At 66.0% G+C, this 20,143-nt stretch carries 23 protein-coding genes; 9 read left to right on the forward strand and 14 right to left on the reverse strand.

The features are described from left to right. Nucleotides 1-153 precede the first annotated feature (153 nt). The 4 genes from PS060_RS15715 to PS060_RS15730 are packed head-to-tail and all read left to right on the forward strand — an operon-like array spanning nt 154 to nt 4,194. Complete coding sequence (locus PS060_RS15715; protein WP_273984451.1) at nt 154-1,242, forward strand: DUF1611 domain-containing protein; 1,089 nt, start codon at nt 154-156, stop codon at nt 1,240-1,242. Continuing rightward, entirely contained in the window at nt 1,239-2,276 is a 1,038-nt protein-coding gene (locus tag PS060_RS15720) for a hypothetical protein (protein ID WP_273984452.1), read from the forward strand. The genes PS060_RS15715 and PS060_RS15720 overlap by 4 nt, the downstream gene beginning before the upstream one ends. Continuing rightward, nucleotides 2,276-3,070 carry a hypothetical protein gene (locus PS060_RS15725; RefSeq protein ID WP_273984453.1) on the forward strand — a complete coding sequence of 265 codons (795 nt, stop codon included), beginning with the start codon at nt 2,276-2,278 and terminating at the stop codon, nt 3,068-3,070. The genes PS060_RS15720 and PS060_RS15725 overlap by 1 nt, the downstream gene beginning before the upstream one ends. A 53-nt stretch (nt 3,071-3,123) precedes the next feature. Continuing rightward, nucleotides 3,124-4,194: a porin gene (locus PS060_RS15730; RefSeq protein WP_273984454.1), complete on the forward strand. Its 1,071-nt coding sequence runs from the start codon at nt 3,124-3,126 to the stop codon at nt 4,192-4,194. Between the two features lie 34 nt (nt 4,195-4,228). Here the strand turns inward: PS060_RS15730 and PS060_RS15735 are convergent, their stop codons facing one another. Both PS060_RS15735 and PS060_RS15740 read right to left on the reverse strand, forming a co-directional pair. Beyond that, a complete protein-coding gene (locus PS060_RS15735; RefSeq protein WP_273984455.1) occupies nt 4,229-5,023 on the reverse strand; it encodes a hypothetical protein in 795 nt (264 codons plus the stop codon). Continuing rightward, nucleotides 5,020-5,532, reverse strand: coding sequence for an RNA polymerase sigma factor (locus PS060_RS15740; protein WP_273984456.1), 513 nt, complete (start codon nt 5,530-5,532; stop codon nt 5,020-5,022). The genes PS060_RS15735 and PS060_RS15740 overlap by 4 nt, the downstream gene beginning before the upstream one ends. A gap of 152 nt (nt 5,533-5,684) precedes the next feature. Between PS060_RS15740 and PS060_RS15745 the strand changes: the two genes are divergently transcribed. Both PS060_RS15745 and PS060_RS15750 read left to right on the forward strand, forming a co-directional pair. Continuing rightward, nucleotides 5,685-7,379: a S8 family serine peptidase gene (locus tag PS060_RS15745; RefSeq protein ID WP_273984457.1), complete on the forward strand. Its 1,695-nt coding sequence runs from the start codon at nt 5,685-5,687 to the stop codon at nt 7,377-7,379. Further along, nucleotides 7,376-8,044 carry a hypothetical protein gene (locus PS060_RS15750; RefSeq protein ID WP_273984458.1) on the forward strand — a complete coding sequence of 223 codons (669 nt, stop codon included), beginning with the start codon at nt 7,376-7,378 and terminating at the stop codon, nt 8,042-8,044. The genes PS060_RS15745 and PS060_RS15750 overlap by 4 nt, the downstream gene beginning before the upstream one ends. Here the strand turns inward: PS060_RS15750 and PS060_RS15755 are convergent. The 5 genes from PS060_RS15755 to PS060_RS15775 all read right to left on the reverse strand — a co-directional run bounded on the left by PS060_RS15755 (nt 7,989) and on the right by PS060_RS15775 (nt 12,203). After that, nucleotides 7,989-8,594, reverse strand: a complete 606-nt coding sequence (locus PS060_RS15755) for an aspartyl/asparaginyl beta-hydroxylase domain-containing protein (protein WP_273984459.1) — start codon at nt 8,592-8,594, stop codon at nt 7,989-7,991. The genes PS060_RS15750 and PS060_RS15755 overlap by 56 nt on opposite strands. A 198-nt stretch (nt 8,595-8,792) precedes the next feature. Next, nucleotides 8,793-9,173: a copper homeostasis periplasmic binding protein CopC gene (gene copC / locus PS060_RS15760; RefSeq protein WP_273984460.1), complete on the reverse strand. Its 381-nt coding sequence runs from the start codon at nt 9,171-9,173 to the stop codon at nt 8,793-8,795. A gap of 22 nt (nt 9,174-9,195) precedes the next feature. Then, nucleotides 9,196-10,059 carry a copper resistance protein B gene (locus PS060_RS15765; protein ID WP_273984461.1) on the reverse strand — a complete coding sequence of 288 codons (864 nt, stop codon included), beginning with the start codon at nt 10,057-10,059 and terminating at the stop codon, nt 9,196-9,198. Then, nucleotides 10,056-11,774 (reverse strand): copper resistance system multicopper oxidase, encoded by a 1,719-nt coding sequence (locus PS060_RS15770; protein ID WP_273984462.1) that lies wholly within the window; start codon nt 11,772-11,774, stop codon nt 10,056-10,058. Before PS060_RS15770 ends, PS060_RS15765 begins: the two co-directional genes overlap by 4 nt. A 6-nt stretch (nt 11,775-11,780) precedes the next feature. Beyond that, nucleotides 11,781-12,203: a MerR family transcriptional regulator gene (locus PS060_RS15775; RefSeq protein WP_273986950.1), complete on the reverse strand. Its 423-nt coding sequence runs from the start codon at nt 12,201-12,203 to the stop codon at nt 11,781-11,783. Nucleotides 12,204-13,091: 888 nt separating this feature from the next. Between PS060_RS15775 and PS060_RS15780 the strand changes: the two genes are divergently transcribed. Continuing rightward, complete coding sequence (locus PS060_RS15780) at nt 13,092-13,652, forward strand: GNAT family N-acetyltransferase (RefSeq protein WP_273984463.1); 561 nt, start codon at nt 13,092-13,094, stop codon at nt 13,650-13,652. Nucleotides 13,653-13,717: 65 nt separating this feature from the next. Here the strand turns inward: PS060_RS15780 and PS060_RS15785 are convergent, their stop codons facing one another. Together PS060_RS15785 and PS060_RS15790 are read right to left on the reverse strand one after the other, a co-directional pair. Further along, the gene (locus tag PS060_RS15785) at nt 13,718-14,701 is read right to left on the reverse strand and encodes an alpha/beta hydrolase (protein ID WP_273984464.1); all 984 of its coding nucleotides are present in this window, start codon (nt 14,699-14,701) and stop codon (nt 13,718-13,720) included. 44 nt (nt 14,702-14,745) lie between these two features. Further along, the gene (locus tag PS060_RS15790) at nt 14,746-15,519 is read right to left on the reverse strand and encodes a MerR family transcriptional regulator (protein WP_273984465.1); all 774 of its coding nucleotides are present in this window, start codon (nt 15,517-15,519) and stop codon (nt 14,746-14,748) included. Between the two features lie 200 nt (nt 15,520-15,719). Between PS060_RS15790 and PS060_RS15795 the strand changes: the two genes are divergently transcribed. Then, nucleotides 15,720-16,328 carry a DJ-1/PfpI family protein gene (locus PS060_RS15795; protein ID WP_273984466.1) on the forward strand — a complete coding sequence of 203 codons (609 nt, stop codon included), beginning with the start codon at nt 15,720-15,722 and terminating at the stop codon, nt 16,326-16,328. A gap of 7 nt (nt 16,329-16,335) precedes the next feature. Here the strand turns inward: PS060_RS15795 and PS060_RS15800 are convergent, their stop codons facing one another. From PS060_RS15800 to PS060_RS15820, 5 genes are all read right to left on the reverse strand, one after another. Continuing rightward, nucleotides 16,336-16,950, reverse strand: a complete 615-nt coding sequence (locus PS060_RS15800) for a glutathione S-transferase family protein (protein WP_273984467.1) — start codon at nt 16,948-16,950, stop codon at nt 16,336-16,338. Nucleotides 16,951-17,106: 156 nt separating this feature from the next. Further along, on the reverse strand, nt 17,107-17,355 hold the full coding sequence (locus PS060_RS15805) for a hypothetical protein (protein WP_273984468.1): 249 nt from the start codon (nt 17,353-17,355) through the stop codon (nt 17,107-17,109). Between the two features lie 70 nt (nt 17,356-17,425). Further along, the gene (locus tag PS060_RS15810; RefSeq protein WP_273984469.1) at nt 17,426-17,629 is read right to left on the reverse strand and encodes a hypothetical protein; all 204 of its coding nucleotides are present in this window, start codon (nt 17,627-17,629) and stop codon (nt 17,426-17,428) included. A gap of 91 nt (nt 17,630-17,720) precedes the next feature. Next, the gene (locus tag PS060_RS15815) at nt 17,721-18,329 is read right to left on the reverse strand and encodes an outer membrane protein (RefSeq protein ID WP_273984470.1); all 609 of its coding nucleotides are present in this window, start codon (nt 18,327-18,329) and stop codon (nt 17,721-17,723) included. Between the two features lie 110 nt (nt 18,330-18,439). Beyond that, entirely contained in the window at nt 18,440-19,336 is an 897-nt protein-coding gene (locus PS060_RS15820) for a LysR family transcriptional regulator (protein ID WP_273984471.1), read from the reverse strand. 163 nt (nt 19,337-19,499) lie between these two features. Here PS060_RS15820 and PS060_RS15825 point away from each other — a divergent pair, with 163 nt between their 5' ends. Beyond that, nucleotides 19,500-20,111, forward strand: coding sequence for a glutathione S-transferase family protein (locus PS060_RS15825; RefSeq protein WP_273984472.1), 612 nt, complete (start codon nt 19,500-19,502; stop codon nt 20,109-20,111). Nucleotides 20,112-20,143: the final 32 nt, after the last annotated feature.

Raw genomic sequence — 20,143 nt, forward strand, 5'->3', positions numbered from 1 at the left:
GGCCGACCCGGAAGGGCCGTCCCGCTGCCAACGGGCCAGGTCGGCCACTTATTCCGGCCGGACCCAAACAAATATTTTTTCCGCGCTCTGCGGAATAAGCCGCCGATCTCTTCCGTTGGCATGGGGCAAGACCAGCCATGAGGAGACACGCCGATGACCATCCATGACTTCCAATCGCTCGACGGGGTGGCCTATGGGGAGCGGCTGGAGCGGCGGCTCGACAGCGCCAAGCGCGCTTTCACCACGCGCAATGTCGATTTAGCGGCGGCATCGCGGCTGGTGCGATCGGGTCGCCGTCCGCAGGCTGGCGATCTCGTCCTCGCGCGGGTCACCGGCCTTGGCCAGCACCGCCGGCTCGAAAATGTCCACGGGCGCCGCGGTGATCTGTACGAAGGTGACGAGATCATCGTCGCCTACGGCAACCGCTACGCGCCCGACCAGTTCGAAGCCTATGTCCCCGACAATCTCGGCCCCTGCCATCTGGTCGCAGGCGGCGGAGTTGCAGCGCTCGTCACCTCGCGTCACGCGAGCATCAAGCCCGCTACCCGGATCGAGGTGATCGGCGCGCTGATGCGGGCCGATGGGCGGGCGGTCAATCTCGCCGACTTCGCCCTTGCCCCGCCGCCGTCCGCGCGCCCTGCCCGGGTGATCGCGGTGGTCGGCAGTTCGATGAATGCGGGCAAGACCACCACGGTCAGCGGGCTGATCCACGGGCTGAGCCGCGCCGGTTTCAACGTCGGCGCGGCCAAGCTCACCGGCACGGGTTCGGGCGGGGATCTGTGGTCGATGCGCGATGCGGGCGCGGCGATGGCGGTCGATTTTACCGATGCCGGTCACGCATCGACCTTCGGAGTGTCCGACGAGGATTTGGGCCAGGTCGCGCAATTGCTCCTCGCCCGTCTCGGCGCAGCGGGGATGGATATCGCCGTGGTCGAGATCGCCGACGGTTTGCTGCAGCGGGAAACCGCCGCACTGGCCCTGACCGGCCATGCCCGGGGCTGGTTCGATGGCTTCCTGTTCGCCGCAGCCGACGCGATGGGGGCCGCCTTTGGCTGCGAGTGGCTGACCCGGCGCGGGATCGCACCGCTTGCGATTTCGGGGCTGGTCACGGCTTCGCCCCTGGCCGCGCGCGAGGCGGCGATGGCAACGGGGATCGAGCTTGCCGATCTCGCCAGCTTGCGCGATCCGGTGGCGGCAGCCCGCATCGCCTTCAGTGCGCCCGAATTGCGGGTCGCCGCGTGACCGCTGCCCCGAGGCTTTTGGCAGGGCGGCGGCGCGGTCTTGCCGCGGCACTGGTCGCGCTGGCGATCGGCGAGGCACTGCTGGTGGTGCTGTTTGCGGCAAGGCTCGACCAGCTGCTCACCGGCCCCACCCCTGCACCCTCGGCCTTGGCGGCGGGCATGGGCATCGCGGCCACCGCCGCCACCGCGCTGCTGCTTCAGCGCTGGGTCGGCGAGAGCTTCGCACAGGGCTATGTCGCCGATTGCCGGGCCGCGCTTTACGCGGCGGTGGTGCGCTGGCGCGGGGCAGCGCCAAGCGAAGGCGGCGCGCGCTGGCTCACCGGGCTGATCAACGACATGGCATCGCTGCGCAATTATGCCCTGCGCGGATCGGTGCGCCTGTGGACCAGCGCGACAGCGGCCGGTGTGGCCGGGCTATGGGTCGCCTTGACCATGCCGCAATTGCGCATCGGCCTTGTCCCGCTGCTTCTCGGCACGGCGATCATTCTGATCCAGGCCTTTCCGCTCTCCCGCGCGATTGTGATGCAACGCCGCGAGCGGGGCCGACTCAATCGCTTCATGGTGCGCCGGGTGCGCGCCGATCTTGAGGGGGGCTCGCCGCGCAAGGGCAATGGCACCCGCAAGCTGGCGAGCCTTTCAGCGACGCTGGCGCGGGCGGCGGTGACGCGCGCCGCTGCCATCGGAGCGATGGAGGCTATCGCCACGCTAGCCGGACTGGCAGCCGCGCTGGTGCTGGTGTGGCAGGCAGGCGGGCGCGGCGGTCATGCCGGGATTGCCGGCCATCTGACCGTGATCGGCTTCATTGCCGCCCGGCTATTGGAGAGTGTGCGCGCGCTCCATGCCCGTATCGGGGGGCAGATTGCGCTCGATCGGCTTGCCGGTCTGATCGCCAGCGCCCCGCCCCGCAATCGGCCGCAGCGCTCGGGAACGACGCGCAGCCGCGCGGCGCGGGCGCGCGAGCCGGAATCCGCCGCCTTGCCGCGCGCCGCACTCGCGCCGCCCTCATCCCACCTGACGCAGGAGCGTGTGTCGTGATGCCTTTCCTGAAGCCGGACCTTGTCCCAGCCATCGCCCAGCCCCGCTTTCGCCCCGCCAGCCACGCTGCGATGCCCGATTGCTACATCGCCAATGTCAGGCCCGGCCAGCCGGTGCTCGTCGCGGTGCACGGCATCAGCCGCAACGCCGCCGAGATCGCGTTGCGCTTTGCCCAGGATCCCGCCTTTGCCGGGACAACCATCATCGCCCCGCTGTTCACCCGCGAGGCCTTTGGCCAGTATCAGCAATTGCTGGCGCGCAAGAGCGGACAGGTGCGCGCCGACCACGCGCTGATAGCGCTGCTTGACGATCTCGCCGCCGAGCACGGCATCGCGGCCGATCGCTTCGCCTTGTTCGGCTTTTCAGGCGGTGCACAGATGGCGCATCGCTTCGCCCTGTTCCACCCCCGCCGGGTGCGGCGCCTGTGCGTGGTTTCGGCAGGGTGGTATTGTATGCCGCACACGGGCACCGCCTATCCCCACGGCATCGGCGACGGACAAGGCCGAGCCATTGTGGGGCCGGAGTTCCTCGATATCCCGACCACGGTGATCGTCGGCAACCGCGACACGCGTATCGACGCCTCGGTCCGGCAGGACGAGATCATCAATCTGCGTCAGGGCCGCAACCGTCTGCGCCGCGCGCGCTGCTACACCCGCGCACTCCGCAGCTACGCCGAGGGCTTGGGCAAGGACAGCGCCCCCACGCTGCTGACGCTTCCGGGGATGAGCCATGACTTCCATCAATGCGTGACCGAGGGCGGGCTGCTGAAGATCGCCGCGCAGGCGTTGCTGTAGCAATCGATTTCATTTAGCGCTGCCCCGAGGGGCCATAAAGAAAAGAGCAGAATATGCGGGATTTGGGGGACTTGCGCAGGCTGGGCTGCGGCGTGCTGGCAGGATTGACGCTGGCGGGGGCATCAACAGCCCAGGCCGACGAGGGGCTCGGGCCGCTCGAGGTGCAGTGGCAGGGTTTCGACATACGACTGACCGCGGGCGCGGCAGCGCAGGGGGCGGGGTTTGACGACAATGATCCCGCCACGGATTCCCCCGATGCCAAGATCGATCTGTTCGCCCGGCTCAATGCCGAATGGACTTCGCCCGGCGGGATCCTGATTGGCTTCAACGTCGAACAGAACAGCCGCCGCCGCGCCTCCGAGGTGCTCGAGGCGGGCGAGATCTACGGCTTTGCCGCGACCGATTATGGCCGGATCGAGGTCGGCTTGCAGGACGGCCCCGCCGACACGCTCGCCTTTGCCGCGCCGCTGGTGGCGCTGGGGCAGGTGCGCGGCGAGTTTTCGCGCTATGCCGGGAGCCAGGCGCTGCTGCGGGCGCTCGATACGCAGGATGCCTTCAAGGTGATCTACCTCTCGCCGCCGGTGGGGGGCTTGCGCGGCGGGGTGTCGTGGTCACCCAAGGTGCGCCGCAATTCAGCCGCCGTGGACTCGCGCGAGCGGATCGCGCTCGACAACGCCTTCGAGTTCGGGCTGCAATACCAGCAGCCGGTGGGCGACTGGATCCTGGGGGCGAGCGCGGGCTATGCCACGGGCGAGGCCGACCCGCTGACCACCCGCGCGGACCTCAACAGCTGGAGCCTCGGGGCCGAAGCCCGCCGCGGGCCGTTCCGGATCGGCGGCGCCTATGTCGACCGCGGCGATTCCAACCGGCTCGATCGCGGCTTCGATCAGTGGGAAGTGAACGGCGGGGTTGGCTGGGTGACCCCCGAATGGGGTGTGGCAGCGAGCGCGGCCTATACCAAGGCCTCGGACCGCAGCAACCGGCTGATCGGAGCGGGCGGGTTCTACCAGCTGCACCCCAATATCCAGCTGCGCGCCGACATCGTCCGGTTCCGCGAGGAGCAGCTGCGCGTCGGCGTGAACAAGGGCGTGGCCGCAGTGATGGAAATCGCCTTTATCATCTGAAGCAGGGCCGGGGATCGCCCGGCCCGCCTTGATGCTATTTCCGCTTGAGTTCGGCCAGCTCCTCAGAGCCAACCAGCGGATCGCCCGCGATCTGTTCATCAACAGCGGCCACAACGCCCACCGCCGCATCACCGCCCGCGAGCTTCATCTCGCCTGCCGGTGCTGCCCGGCGACCAAAGGCCTCGACCTGCCAGTCCCCGCCCTTCGCCGCGCAGGCAAGCGCGTCGCTGGTGGCACCGCCGCCGGGCGCGGTGATGGTGAACTGGCGGCACAAAGCACCTGCGGTGTTGCGGAAGGTCAGCACCACCTCACCCTGCCCGAGTGCGGCAAGATCCTGCGCCTGACCACTGGGGGCGGCATCGAGCATTGCCGAAACCTCGGCACTGGCGAGCAGCAGCGCGCCCGGATCGCCGCCCGCGCCGCCCTCGCGCCCGCCCAGCAGCGGCCCGCCGATCATCACGCCGAGCGCAAGGCTGGCAGCGAGGCCGGCGAATTGCGGCCAGCGCCAGCCGCTGCCAGTGTCATTCGCGGGCTGAGGCAGCGCGCGGGTCTGGTCGCGCCGGTCGGCGAGATTGACCACGTCCGCACCAACCGGCGCGGCGAGCGCCTCGGTCAGGCGTGCGGGAACCGATGCCTCAAGCACAGGCGCGAAGGCATCGCGCACCGCTTGCGAGGCTATGTCATCGCCACCCTCGGCCAGCGTCATTGCCCGCTCGGCGAGGGCCGGATCGGCATTGATCGCTGCCTCGATTGCAGCGGCGAGCTGTTCGTCCGCAAGCCTCCCGTCAAGGAAGGCGGCGAGCTGGGCATCGGAGAAGGCGGGGTTCATTGCACCATCCCCTCGGGCATGGCGAGCACCTTGGCCAGCGCCGCCTTGGCGCGCGACAGGCGGCTCATCACTGTGCCGATCGGCAGATCGAGCGCCTCGGCTGCGTCGCGGTAGCTGAACTCCTCGAGCATCACCAACGCGACCACATCGCGCTGTTCGGGCGGCAGGCGGTCGACCGCAGCGCGCACCTTGCGCGCCGCATCGTCCGCCTCCACCAGCGCCACGCCGTCATCGCCAGCCAGATCGATCATCGCGCTGATATCGTCATGCCCGGCGCGGTTGTGCGCGCGGCGGCGGTCGTCGATCCAGGTGTTGCGGGCGATCCGGAACATCCAGCTGTCGAGCCGGGTGCCGGGCTGCCACTGATCCCAATTCAACATCGCTTTCTCCAAGCTCGTCTGCACGACATCGTCGGCATCGGCCAGATTCCCTGTGAGCACCCGTGCAAACCTGCGCAGACGCGGCAGAAGCGCAACCAGCGCTTGTCTTGTCGGCTCATCTGCATTCATCGTGTGGCTCTTGGCGAAAACGGGTCAGCGGTCGGGTTTATTCCCGAAGCATAGCCGGTCGCGGGAATAAAGGCACTGTGTGAACCGTATCCTCATCAATGGTCAATCCGGCGGCTGCGTGATAATCTGCGGTCCGCGCGTGGGGAGAGGCGATGCGTTCCAGAATACCCTTGATCGGTCTGCTTGCGTTGCTCGCCGTCCATGGCCTCCATACCAGCGCACCGCTCTCCGCCCCGCTGTTCGCGCAGGGGCCGGACGATGATGGCGGGGACGATGGGGACGACGATGACGACCCTGCCGATCCGGGCTCGGGTGACGATGTAGCCGATCCTGACGAAGCCGATCCCGACGGGGCCGATCCCGGCGCCGATGGCGATGCGGACGCGGGCGATCCGGATGCCGGCGCGGGAGACGACGAAGGCGGCACCGACGACGGCGGTTCCGATGATGGTGGTGCTGACGATGGTGGTTCGGACGAAGGCGGCTCCGGCGATGACAGCAGCGGCGGATCGGACGATGACGGTGGCAGCGACGACAATGGCGGCAACTCCGGCCACGGTGGCGGCGGGAACGACGACGACGATCGGGACGACGACAACTCCGGATCGGGCAAGTCGGACGATGATGATGACGACAAGGTCGACAATTCCGGCAAGGGCAATGCCGAAGACCGCGGCGACGATGACAAGGATGACATTGACGACGACGAGGCCGATGACGCGGGCGATGACAGCGACGACGATCTTGGAAACTGGGATCTGCCCGGCGCGGAAAGTGCCGCCACCCGCGCCGAGCTGGACCTGCGCGACCGGATCGACACCGACGACGAGGGCTTCCGCTACCGTCGCGGGGAATTTGTCGCGCTCGATCTGAGCGAGGATGACCTCGCCTTGCTCGAGGGGCAGGGTTTCGAGGTCGTCGCCCGCGAGCAGCTGGCCTCGGTCGATGGCACGCTGCTGCTGCTGCGCGGCCCGCCGCAACTGACAGGCGAGGCCGCCCGCGATGCGCTCGATGCACTCGGCGATCCCGACAGCATCGGCCTCAACCACCTGTTCGACAGCGCCGCCACGCGCACCCGCAAGACGCGCGGGAAAGCCGCGCCCGCACGTTTGGCCTGCGGCTGCGAAATCGGGCTCATCGACACCGGCGTTGCCGCCGACCTCCCCAATTTCCGCCACGTCCAGCTCACCCAGCAGGCCTTCAACGGCAAGCAGACCGAGGCCCGGCTGCACGGCACGGCGGTGGCCTATCTGGTCTCGGGCACCAAGGGCAACCCGGCCAGCGCGACCCGCATCTATGTGGCCGACATCTTCAGCGGCCCGCGCGAGACTGCCGGGTCGAGCTTTGCGCTGATCAAGGCGCTCGACTGGCTGGCGGCGCGCAAGGTGCCGGTGATCAACATCAGCCTGTCCGGCCCGCGCAACCCCGCCGTTGCCAAGGCGATCACGCGGATCGCTGGCCAGGGCCACATCATCGTTGCCGCAGCAGGCAACGATGGCCCTGCAGCTCCGCCAGTGTTTCCCGGCGCCTACGAGGGCGTGGTCGGCGTGACTGCGGTCGATGCCCAGGAGCGGGTCTACCGCTATGCCAATCGCGGCAGCTATGTCGATTTTGCAGCGCCCGGCGTTGCGGTCGCGGCGATCGACAACAAGGGCGCACTGCGCGATGCCACCGGCACATCCTTTGCCTCGCCGATCGTCGCCGCAAGGCTCGCCGCACGGCTGCGCACGCCCGATGCAGCCGCCTCACGCCGCGCAGTGAAGGTGCTCGAGGGCGAGGCCCGCGATCTCGGCCCGCGCGGACGTGACCCGATCTATGGCGTGGGCCTGATCGGAGAACAGCCGTGATGCTCGGCCTGCTCGCCGCAGGAGCGGCCGCCGCTACGGCGCTGCCCGCCCCCTCCCCCATTGCCCTCCCGCATTACGAGGGCGGCGATGCTTTCGTCTTTTCCGACGGACGGGTCGAACGTGTGGTCAGGAGCAGCGGAGACACCGTCATCTGGGCCGGTCTTTCCGGCCCGAGCTATACCCGCAGCCGCAATTTCATTGTGCCGGTGCTGTCATGGCGCAGCGGCAAGGGCACCGGCAGCCGCGAGGTGCATGGCAACCCCGATGCGCTCTGGCCGATGGCCCGCCCGCGCTCGGTGCGCTTCCGGGTGGTGAGCGAAACGCGTGCCGGCCCCGAGGCATCGCTCAAGCGTTCGGTCGCCCTGTGGGTGTGCAAATCCGGCAAGCTGCGCAGCTTCGCGGTCAAGGCTGGCATCTTCGAGGCGGTCCCGGTCGTGTGTGACCGTTACTCGTCCACCACCATGCGCCTGATCGAGCGCCGCGAATGGGACTATGCGCCCGAGGTCGGCCATTACATCCGCCGCGTCAGCATCAACTATCTGCGCGGCAGCAAGCGCGAGGTCGAGCTGATCGCCGCCCTGTCGGGCCCTGCGGCCAGCCCCGCCCGGCTCAGCGCGCTCTCGCGTCAGGCAGTGGCTGAACGCGTCCGGCCCCGCCGGCCGTGACCAGCACCGCACCACCGCGCGGCAGCAGATCGAAGATCAGGTGGATCCGGTCGTCATCCCCGTCATTGCGGGCCTCGTGCAGCTGATCATTGTCGAACCACCACAATTCGCCGCTGCGCATCCGCACTTCCTCGTCGCCCGCGCGCATCCACGAGCCCGATGACTTGAGCACGAGGTGATAGCGGCCACGCAGGCGGTAGTACTCGCCCCGGTCGATATGCGGATAGACGCGGTGGCCCGGCGGCAGGCAGACGATCTTGGCCCGTGACAATTCTCCGCCGAGCGCGCGCGCGGTTGTCTTGAGAAAAGCGCGGGCGAGCGGATAGGCTTGCGAACCGCTCGTCCACCGGCTTTCATGAACATCGCGCCTTTTGCGTTCGCCGATGGCTGAAGCTCTCAGGCCGCGCAGGGGAATTGCCAGCGCCTCGCGCTGCACCCTGACCTTTTCCTGTCGCCCGCGATGAGCTTCGAAGGCAGCCGTGTTTGCAGCTATTTCGGCGAGCAGGGGGACGGTGTCGATGTGTGCCTGGAGCAGCCTGAAGTTCTTCATTGGGCAGTTTCCCGTCGCTTGGAGATTGCGATCGGATCAATAACGAAATGCCCTCGGCTGTTATTCCCGCAAACCACGACACGTCGCGGGCGACGCGTCCAGCTGCCCGGCAGAGCGTTGGGTGCTTTGCGCAGGAAGCGTCCCTCGGCGAGCGGCACCACGTCGGCCTCAAGCCGGATCGTCGGAGCCGTGCAGCCGTCACTTCACGTCGAACGTCACGGTTCCGCTCATCGCGTGCCCATCGGCGGCTGCGGCTTGCCAGCGGACGTCGTAGGTGCCCTTGGGCAGGGGCTTGGCAAGCGTCAGGGTCAGCGTCTTGCCGTCCGCCGACCAGCTCGCCGTGAAGTTGCGGATGGCCATTTCGCCATGGTCCTTCATGCCCGGCATCGCCGTCATGATGATAGCCGCGCTTGCCGTGCCCCGATTGACCGGCTGGCTGAAGGTCAGAGTGATTGCCTTGGGCGCCTTTGTTTCGGCCCCGGCCGCCGGGCTCGATGCAGCGAGAGTGACGTGCGCCCATGCCGCACCGGGCGCGAGGGCGAGGAGAGCAAGGGCAGCGAAGAAAGCAGAGATGCGCATGGGTGTTTGTCCTCGGTGTCGATCAGAACCAGAAGCGAATGCCGGCGATGAAACTTGTGGTGGACGGAGCCTCGCCGCGCAAACGCGCGAAGTCCGCGCTCGTGCCCGTCCGCCATGCTTGCTCGATGCCGATATAGGGCGCGAACTCGCGGGCGATCTCGTAGCGCAGCCGCGCCCCGATCTCGATCCGGTCGAGCCCTGCGCCGATCCCCAGTTCGGGCACGTCCTGCGCCGCAAGGTTCGCCTCGATGCGCGGCTGCAGGATCAGGCGCTGGGTGATGCGCTGGTCCACCTCGGCCTCGATCCGCGCGGTGAGATCGCCGCGATGGGAGAGGAATAGCGCAGCATCGACCTCGAAACGGTATGGGGCGAGGCCCTGAACGCCGATGACGGCGTGAGTGGTGTCCGGCCCCGCGAAGTCCTGGCGCACGCCAGCCTGAATGTCCCAGAAGGGCGCGATCGCCTTGGCATAGAGCGCCTGCACCTCGGCATCCTCGGGCCTCTCGCCGAACGCGCCTTTCCCTTCGCTCTTGAACCACAGGCGCTGTGTCGGGCCGCCATAGTAGCCCTGGATGTCCCAGAGATAGGTATCCTTGCCATCGCGAACCTGCGCCTCAAGCCGGTCGCCCTGGAGCCAGAAGACCGGGAAATCGCCATGCTCGCGCCGCAGCGCTGCGCGCGAGGCCGCCATCGCATCCGCGCCCCAGATCGCATCGGCAGCGCGGGGCGGACCGCTCCCGGCTTCAGGCGGCGGCGGGGTCTCCATTGCAGGGCCAGGGGACGCCTCCTGCTTGTCCATCTCGGGCATTTCGTGCCCGGCGTGCTGGTCCTGCGCGGCGAGCGGCGCTGCGTTCAACAGCACGAGGAATCGGAGGGCAGCCCTCATGCGTCCGGCGCCATCACCGTGACGGTCTGCATCATCCCACCGTGCATGTGATAGAGGAGGTGGCAGTGGAAGGCCCAGTCGCCCGGCTCGTTGGCGGAGAGATCGAACTGCGCGCTCGCCCCGGGCTGGACGATGACGATGTTCTTGCGCGGCTGATGCGCGGGCTCCTCGCCGTTGACCAGCTCGAAGAACATCCCGTGGAGGTGGATGGGGTGCGCCATCATGGTGTTGTTGACGAGCTTCACCCGCACCCGCTCGTTCCAGGCGAAGCGGATCGGCTTGTCGTGGACGGCGGAATACATCTCACCGTCGAACGACCACATATAGCGTTCCATGTTGCCGGTGAGGTGCAGCTCGAGCAGGCGCGATGGCGTGCGGGTGTCGCGGTTTGGCTCGAGCGCCGAGAGCATCCGGTAAGTGAGCACGCGGTGCCCCACATCGCGCAGGCCGAGACCGGGATCGCCCAGCTTGTCGACCGGAGCCATGGAGACCATGTCGATGCCGGGGCCGACCTTCACGTCAGGCGGCAGCAGCAGCGTATCGCGCATTGCCATGCCGTCCATGCTGTGACCGGCGCCCATTTCGCCGTGGTTCATGCCCATGTCGCCCATGTCGAGCAGCGGGGCCTTCCTCGGCGGCGGAATGGCGGCGCGCGCACCGGGACGGCTCGCCAGCGTGGCGAGCGCCATGCCGGAGCGATCCATGCTCTCCGCAACGACGGTGTAGGCTTCTGCGGTGGGCGTGACGATCACGTCGTAGGTCTCGGCCGCGCCGATCTGGAACTCGTCCACCTCCACCGGCTTCACGTTCTGGCCGTCGGCGGCGATCACCGTCATGGGAAGGCCCGGGATGCGCAGGTTGAAGAAGGTCTGCGCCGCGCCGTTGATGATCCGCAGACGGATGCGCTCGCCGGGGGTGAAGAGATATTCCAGCCCCTCCTTCGGCCCCCGCCCGTTGGCGAGGTAGGTGTAGGTGGAGCCGGTCACATCGGCGATGTCGGTCGGCGGCATACGCATCTCGGCCCACATCCGGCGATCGGCGGCGGTGAGCGGATAATCATCGGCCCAGCTGGTCTGCTGGTAGTTGAAATAGCCCTCGCCCTTGCGCAGCTTCTCCATGATCGTGTGCGGATGGAGCGGGGTGAATTCGCTCAGCAGCAGGATGAACTCGCGGTCGTAGTCGACCGGTTCCGCGCTGGCCGGATCGATGATCAGCGGGCCGTAATGCCCCTGCTGTTCCTGAAGCCCTGAATGGCTGTGATACCAGTAGGTGCCCGACTGGCGGATCGGAAATTCATAGGTGAAGGTCTGCCCCGGCCTGATGCCCGGGAAGCTGATCCCCGGCACCCCGTCCATGTGGAAGGGCACGAGCAGCCCGTGCCAGTGGATCGAGGTGTCTTCATCCAGGTGATTGGTGACGTTCAGTCGGACGTACTGACCCTCGCGCAACCGGATCAACGGCCCCGGCACCGAGCCGTTGACCGCGATCCCATGCCCCTTGCGCCCCTGCACCACCCGAGGGCCGTGCCCCACGGAAAGATCGATCACCGCGCCCGAGACCTCGTCGAAGCCGACCCGGATCGGCGCGCCGCCCTTCATCCGGTGCCCCGAACTGCCCAAAGCATGACCCTGCGCCCAGGCCGGCATCGCAGCAAGCCCAGCCGCAGCACCGGCGGCGCGCACGAAGCCGCGGCGGGACAATCGGGAAACGTTCATGCCAGTCTATCCGCGCCGCGCCCGGGTGCGGTTTCCGGCGGGGTCGGCCTTGGCGGGAAATGTGAACGCCCCGAGGATCGGACACGGCCCCTCCCCACCCTGCGCACAGTCCTTCACCAAGCCCTTGAGCGCAACGCGCATCGCCTTGAGGGTCGCGATCTTCTCGTCGATCGCGGCAATCCGAGCCTCGGCCAGCGCGCGCGCGGCGGCGCGGTCATCCGGGTTCAAATCGAGCAGAGAGGCGATTTCCTCCAGCGTGAAGCCGGCCGTCTGCGCCGCGCGGATCGAACACAGCCGCTCCAGATCGGCTTGCTGATAGCGCCGCGCCCCGGCCCCGCGCGGCGGCTCGCAAAGCAGGCCGCGGCGCTGATAGAACCGGATCGTCTCGACCGACACACCGCCTGCCTTTGCCAGATCGCCAATCTTCATCATGGCCTCTTGAAACCGTACCAAACTACGGGAGTTTTATACGGATCATCCGATCACTTGCAAGGAACCACCGTGATGAAATCGCAGACAAGGTCACCGCGCTGGCTGTTCCATAGATAACCGAGGTGTCGCCGTTGGCGGGGATTCGAGACGCGATCGGCGGAGAAGAGCGCAGCGCATGGGCTTGAATCTCCATAAGAGGCATGGGGTATCGCTTCTTTTCGATACCCCTCGCATCACCCCCACACCAAATCTGGCTGCGTGTGGATGGACACGCGCGCCTGCGGACTCGATTCATCCGCAAACCCCAAATTTTCCATAGTTTTTCGGATTAATTCGGAAACATCTGGAAGCTTCAGGAAAGGCCTATGGTAGCGGAGGAGGGGCATTTAGCGAAGCTATACGTATCTGACTTAGACCAAAAACTCTGTTTTCCGCCTTCATGATACCCCCATTGATACCCCCACTTTTTGGCAATGTGGCTGAGGGATAAGACGAACGGTCAATCGCAGAAAGTCGGCCGCTCCCCTCTTCGTTACAATTCCGGCAATTGGACTGCTTTTCGAATAGCGAGTTCCACGCGGACAGATAAGAATCGCTGTCGGCCGATCATGCACTCAGCTTCGGCGCCTCCCGACCCAGGCTCGGTCGTTCGCGTCTTCTAACTTGAATCTCCGGTTTCCTCCGATGCCCTTGTTCCTCTCTCGTGATGGCACATCGGCAACATGTCGTTACCGTTGATCGATGGGTTTACCAGACGTCATGCACCATCTTTCTGTAGCCGCATTGCCTTTTTGAGGCCTACTGGAGTGGATGTATTCTAGAGGCGTCGATCCGTCACTGTTGCGAGCGTGGCTGGAAGCCCGTTCGGTTGCTCGCGGACTGCCGATGCCAGTACCGGACTATGGCGGCCTGCGTGTCGATACCAATGCGAATGACGAGGTTGCTCGCTGGATCTTTCCGAAGGCGATGCCGGGTTTGGCAAGGCTTGCCCAGACCATTGAAAGGCCTGGGTATCTTTTGAAGCTTTGCGGTTCGGCGGGCGAGCTTGCCGCCTTGCTGCCCGGGAAGTGGACGATACACCCTCCCGGCTACTTCATGATGGCCGCGAGGGAACACGCGGTTGCGAGAATGACGGCTGGCTATACCATCACAGCCAAGCGCTCGGGCGCAGTGACGCGTGCACAGATATTCTGCGACACCGGCGCACTCGCTGCGGAAGGCTACGCGGCCGAAACGGCTGATGTCTTCATATTCGACCGTATCGTCACGCAACCCGCACACCGTCGGAAAGGTCTCGCCCGGGCTTTGCTGTCAGAGCTTCATGCATATCGGCAGGACGATGGCAAAACGCAGGTGCTCGTCGCAACCGAGGCTGGCCGTGCCTTGTATGCCGCCTTGGGCTGGCAGACGATTTCACCCTATTCCACAGCGTCGCGGCAACCGTGAACTGTGTGCCGCCATGATCGCTGCCCTCACGGACTGCAGGCGATCGACCCCCGGAGATCGATCGGTCATTGACCTGTCGGCATGATGTCCTGCCCCAGATCGCTGGCCCAATCGGCGATGGCGTCGGCGACAGCGGGATCGCTCGGCGTCTCAAGACCCATGGATTGCATGGGCAGAAGGTCCGGTGGAGCGACCTTGTAGAAGTGTGTCAGGCCAGGGAAAGTGACGAGCCTGGTCGGAAACTGCCGCCTGCTCGCCAGCAGCATTCCGGCGTGCGCTGCCGGAACGGAATCGTCCTTCTCGCCCTGAAGGATCAGGACGGAGGTCCTGACCTGTGCCAGCGCGGCGACCGGATCCACCCGGTCGACACTGCGCAGATAGGCAAGACCGGCTTCGGGCATGGACGCAAGCATGGCCGTTTGCGGGTTGGATTTTGCCTCGTCCGGCAGAGCTTCGCCTGCCCGGATGGCCGCAATCGTGCGATCGAACACGGTCATGTCGGGCGAGACACCCGGCGGGGACATGGCCGCGACCTGCGCGCGAATGATCGAGAGAAGCGGCAGCGCCGGGCCGGACAGGCTGACCACACCATCGATCGCCTTGCCGTCAGGGCCTTGCGCCAGCAGCGAGGCAACCACCGCGCCCTCGCTATGTCCGGCAACGACGACCGGGCGCGAAGGCGCATTGCGCTTCAGCAGATCCAGCCCTGCCTGTGCCACTTCGACCCTTGCAAGAAAGTCGATGTGCCGCTGCGCCGCATCGGCATCGATCGTGCGCGAGCCAGTGCCCGGCCCGATCTTGGCCATGCGCAGGACCACGAAGCCACGCTCGCCGAGTTGCTGCGCAAGGTCCGCATAGGCGTGAGGCCGCAGGTTCATCGACGGATAGTTGCCGTCGACATCGCTGTAGAGCGATCCGGGCAAGAGAAGGACCGCGCCGCGGGCAGCGCCTTGCGGGAACGTGAGACGGCAGGCGATCTCGACACCCGACACGGTGACGGTCGCATCACGCTCGCCGGGAACGGCGGCTGTCAGACGGGTCGCGGTCATGCAAGTGGCTCCGATGATGATATGAGAAAGGACGGTGCGCCGGTTCATTCGGGGCTCCTTCGCAGGACCGTGTCAGCGTGAACCGCCATGGCACGCTCCATGAAGGCGGCCATGCGGGGATGCAGCGCATCATACATCGACCGGAAATCCGTATGCGTCGCATACATCCGGCCGAGTGCGGCATAGGCTGCGGCGTCGGGCTGCCATGAACGGCAAACCCAGTTATGGTGGCGGCCGATCAGAGCTTGCACCGCATTGGAGGACGGCGTGGCTCCCGCCTCGATCAGGGTGACCAGATCGGCGTGGATCGCGTCGATTTCCGCCTTGAATTCGAGCAGTCGTGCCGGCGGAAGGGCCCGCAGATTCGCCTTCGAGGCGCGTATCATGGTGTCACCGGCATCGCCGAAACGGGCCACAATTTCCGCTTCCCACTGGGCCTGCTTCCGGGCGGTCACACCGTGGAACAGGCAATGATCTTCCACTGCCCTGCCATCATCGAGCGACGCCAGCGTCCGGTCGATCGTCTGAGCGAGATCGCGCCGCTGAATGATCTCTTCCTCGATCCGGCGACGCAAGTCGAGCAGGGCCGCGCGCGTATCAAAGCCGGGATCATCGAGTATTCGGGCGATCTCCGAGAGCGGCAGACCCAGTTCGCGGTAGAACAGGATGTGCTGAAGGCGCAGCATTTCGGCTGGACCGTAATAGCGGTAACCGTTCTCGCCGACTTCGGGCGTGAGCAGTCCGATATGATGGTAATGGTGCAAGGCGCGCACGCTGACGCCTGACGCTCTCGCAACCTGTTTGACTGTCCGCATCATCGCGCTCCGAATCGCCTGATCATGCCTATGCGGGATGACGTGGCGTGAGGGTCAAGCCACCCGAAAGAGCACAGGTGCCGCACCGGAAAAGCCATGACCAATGGGCTCGGGCTAGTATAGCATGGCCGCCGGCAGCCGGCTTCCGGTGGGGATCGCAAGCCATTGCCCAAACCACGGGGGTGCTGGTGCAAAAACGCATATTGATCTTGTTGTCCAATGGCTTTGAAACCATGGAGGCGGCCTGCTTCACCGAAGTATTCGGCTGGGCATCGATTTATGGCGGGATCCGCTTCGACCAGCTCTCGGTCGGATTGCGCAATCCGATCACGACCACCTTCGGGTTCGACGTCATTCCAGAGGCGCTGCTGGGCGACGTGGACCTCGATGATTTCGATGCCCTGGTCATTCCGGGCGGGTTCGGGGATGCCGGGTTTTACGAGGAAGCGCTGTCCGAACCCTTCCTCGACGTCATCCGAAGCTTCGACCGGCGGCAAGCACCGATCGCCGCAGTATGCGTCAGCGCCCTCTCGCTCGCCGCCGCAGGTGTGCTCACCGGCAAGCGGGCTACGGTCTACCACCAGATCGGCGGCGCCCGGAAGGCCGAGCTGGAGAGCTACGGGGCTGTCTTCGTCGACGAACCGCTGGTCGTCGACGGGCACTTGATGACATCGACCGGGCCGGGCACGGGGATCGAACTGGCCCTCAAGCTGATCGAGGTGCTGACCTCGCCCGGATTTGCGCAGGGGCTGCGCGAACGGATGCGCGTTCCGACCCCCGACGCTGCGTGGTTTCAGGCCGCGCAGGTCTGAGCGTCGGTCAGCCCATCCTCGCAAGGGCTCGCCCGGTCGCATCGCGCTTCTCGATCTTCTGGACCCACGCTTCGAGGATCGGGAAATCCTTGAGGTCGAAGCCGGCATAGCCCGCGCTGCGAATCCACGAGAAATGCGCGATATCCGCGATCGAATAGGCCTCGCCGTTGAGCCATTCCGTTTCGCTCAACCGCGCTTCGACAAGCGCAAGATAGCGGCCAGCCTCCCCATGGAACCGCCCGATCGTGTAGGGGTCAGGCGATTTCATCGCGCGGAAATGGGCGGCGTTGCCCATCATCGGCCCAAGGCCTGCCACTTGCAGGAACAGCCAGCTCAGGGTCTGGCCACGCGCAGCGGCGGTCGCGCCCGCGAGGCCTCCGAAGGTGTCGGCAAGATAGAGCAGGATTGCGCCGGATTCGAAGATGGTGACAGTCGCCCGTCCGCTATCATGGTGGCGGATGGCAGGAATCTTGCCGTTGGGGTTGATCGAGAGGAACTCCGCCGAACGGAAATCGGGCGAGCCCATCGGCATCATTCGCAGGGTATACGGGATTGCGAGCTCCTCCAGCGCAATCGGTATCTTGATGCCGTTGGGGGTGCTGGCGGTGAAAAGTTCGATCATCGGATTTATCCTGGCTGGGGCTGCGTCAGAGAATTCGCAGAAGGACTTCGGGGGCGACGTCGCTCTCGCCCGAGCCTTGAAAAAACGCGCCGAGGGGATCCTCGTCGCGGCTGGTTGATGGCGCGCGCCAGCCGAAAATGCCGACAAGCAGCCTGCTCATCGCCGTTTCGAGGCGAGGATCTGCTTCGCCTTTCTCGCAATGGCCGAAAGCTCCTGGGCGGTAACCCCGATCCGGGACGCCCGGGAGCGCGCTTGCTCGATCCGCTCGGCCTCACCCGCCTTCAGCGCGCAGGCATAGGCGACGATGGCGGCTGTCCTTGCTTCGAAGCTGCGACCAACCAGGGCAGCGTCGATTTCTGCTCCGGTCATGCCGGACTGCCGGGCTTCGCGTTCGAGCCGGCCCATTGTCCTGTCGCAGCCGCAATCGCCAAGCAGCGCAAGCTTGAGTTGCGCCGCGACACGGGCCTGGAGCGCCTCAGGCATGATAGCTGGTCCGCTTGCGCACGAGGTTGGCACGACCGAAAGCCGCCTTCGCCGTCGCGAGCGCCACGACTGCGCCGAGGTTCAGCAACGCGGCCGTGAGCGACCCGCCAGAAAATGCGGCAAGGACAGTCGCTTGCCAGCGAAAGAAGCGCTCCGATTGCGGAAGCTGGCGAAGGGCAAGGGTAATCTGGGACATGGGCGTTCCCCGACCCTGTCCGCTGCGGCTCGCTACAAAAGACGCGGCCGCGGCGAACAGGGGTGTTGAGCGGGAGAGTCTTTGGCGAGCGTCAGAAATTATAGCTCACACCGACCAGCGTCTGGTGGCGGTCATACTGTCCGCCATTGCTGCCGAGGTCGCTGTAGCGGTATTCGGCACGGGCCGAGATGCGGTCGGAGATCGCATATTCGAGACCGCCGCCGAGCTGCCAGCCGTCGAGATTGTCCGAGGTGACGACCGGAGCGCCGGTGGCCGGAGCGAAGGTGGTACGCACGCGGCTGTTGGCATAGCCGCCGCGGACATAGACCAGCGCCTTGTCGGTCACGAGATAGCCGGCCCGAGCGGACAGATCGAAGCTGTAGCGCGGGTCGATGGCCAGCGGTCGTCCACCCGAGGTCGCGCGGGCCGTATCATCCACGGCCGCGGTGAATCCGGCTTCGGCGCCGATCACGATCCTGTCGGTGGCCTTCAGATTGTAGCCGGCATAGCCGCCGAGCACGAGCGCGTCGCGCGACGCCTCGCCGGTAATCGGGCGCGCTTCGATACGGTCGGCGATCTCGCTGCGCTCCCAGCCGGCGGTCACGCCGACGTAGGGGCCGTCAAAGGTGTCGGCATGGGCGGGAGCAGCGAGGGAGCCAAGAGCGGCAAGCGCGGCGATCGAGATGAGAGGGGACTTCATGTTTGTTCTCCAGTTGGATCCCGGTGTCGGGGTGAGCTGGAGATAGGCCCGTCATTCCGCGGTGATAATTGGGCAAAGATGGAAGATATTGTTCCCTTAATCGGAACAAATCAGTTGATCGAACGGTTGGCACGCAGCCGGTCGACCGCCAGATCGACAAAGGCTCGGACCTTGGCCGAGGCCCTGCGACCCTCGGGGTGGACGACGTGGACCGGCAGAGGTTCGTCCTCGAACTCGGAGAGGACGGTTTGCAGGTCGCCATCGATCAGCGCCTGCCCGATCTGGTATGACAACGGCCGCGCCAGACCCCAGCCGAGCATGGTCGCCTTGAGCACCGCGCCATAGGTGTTGAACGACAAGCGCGGCGCAATCCGCACCACCGGCTTTTGCGGGCCGCCGAAACGCCAGTCGAGCGAGGCCCATGATGTGGTGCTGACAATGATGTTGTGCCTGGTCAGCTCAGACGGATGCAGCGGCACACCATGCTTTTCGAAATAGGCCGGCGCGCCGCACACCACCCGCCGCACCGCGCCGACGCGGATCGCGCTGAAGCTCGAATCCGCCAGTTCGCCGATACGGATGCCGACATCGATCCCTTCGTCCACCATGTTGGTGATCCGGTCGACGAACAGTGCGCGCACATTCACGTCCGGGTTCTGGTCGAGATATTCAGTGAGGATCGGCGCAATGTAATCCTGCCCGAACAGCGCTGACGCCGTCACGGTGAGCACCCCCGTGGGCGTGGCGTAGGAGCCGCCCGCCGCCGCCTCGGCTTCGGCGACATCGGCAAGGATGCGGCGGCAGTCGTCGAAATAGCGCGTGCCGGCTTCAGTCAGTTTGACTGTCCGGGTGGTGCGGGTGAACAGCCGCGCGCCGATCTGGTCTTCGAGCGAGGCCACCGCCCGGGTGACCGCCGGCGGGCTCATGTTCAACTGCCGCGCCGCTTCGGCAAAGCCGCTGGTTTCGGCAACTTTCACAAACACCTGCATCGCATGAAACCGCGACATGATTACCCCCTGCGTGGCGAAATCACGTCAGTCCTAGGCGATAACTGCGCTGAGCGGAATAGTGACTTGCGTCCTTCGAAGCTTCTGATCGTGCCCCGCTGGGCGCATCTGATGGCTCGCCGGATGGCCCGCCTGCCATCCGATCTTGCCAAAGGATGCCATCATGAAGCTCTATTTCCACCCCATTTCCGGCCACGCCCACCGTGCCCGCCTGTTCCTCTCGCTGATCGGCGCCGACGTCGAAATCGTCGAGGTCGATCTCGCCAAGGGCGAGCACAAATCGCCCGAATACCTCGCCAAGAACCGCTTCGGCCAGGTGCCGCTGCTGGAAGACGACGGCGCGTACATCGCCGATTCCAACGCCATCATGGTCTATGCCGCCAAGAAGTTCAGCCGCACCGACTGGCTGCCCGAAGACGCGGCAGGCGCCGCCAAGGTGCAGCGCTGGCTCTCGGTCGCGGCCGGCCAGATCGCCTTCGGGCCCGGTGCCGCACGCCTCGTCACCATCTTCAAGGCGGGTTTCAACCCCGATGAAGTGATCGCCCGTGCCCACGCGGTGTTGGCGCTGATCGAGGCCGAACTCGAAGGCCGCGAGTGGATTGCCGCCGATCGCCCGACCATCGCCGACCTCGCGCTCTACAGCTACATCGCGCGCGCGCCGGAGGGCAATGTTGACCTCGCCGCCTACGCCAACGTCAAGAGCTGGCTCGCCCGGATCGAAGGCCTCCCCGGCTTCGTCGAATTCGGGAAGACCCCGGTCGGCCTCGCCGCCTGATCCATCCGCTGCCGGGGCTGCCCGAGGGCGGC

Source organism: Erythrobacter sp. BLCC-B19 (assembly GCF_028621955.1).
GTDB lineage: Bacteria > Pseudomonadota > Alphaproteobacteria > Sphingomonadales > Sphingomonadaceae > Erythrobacter.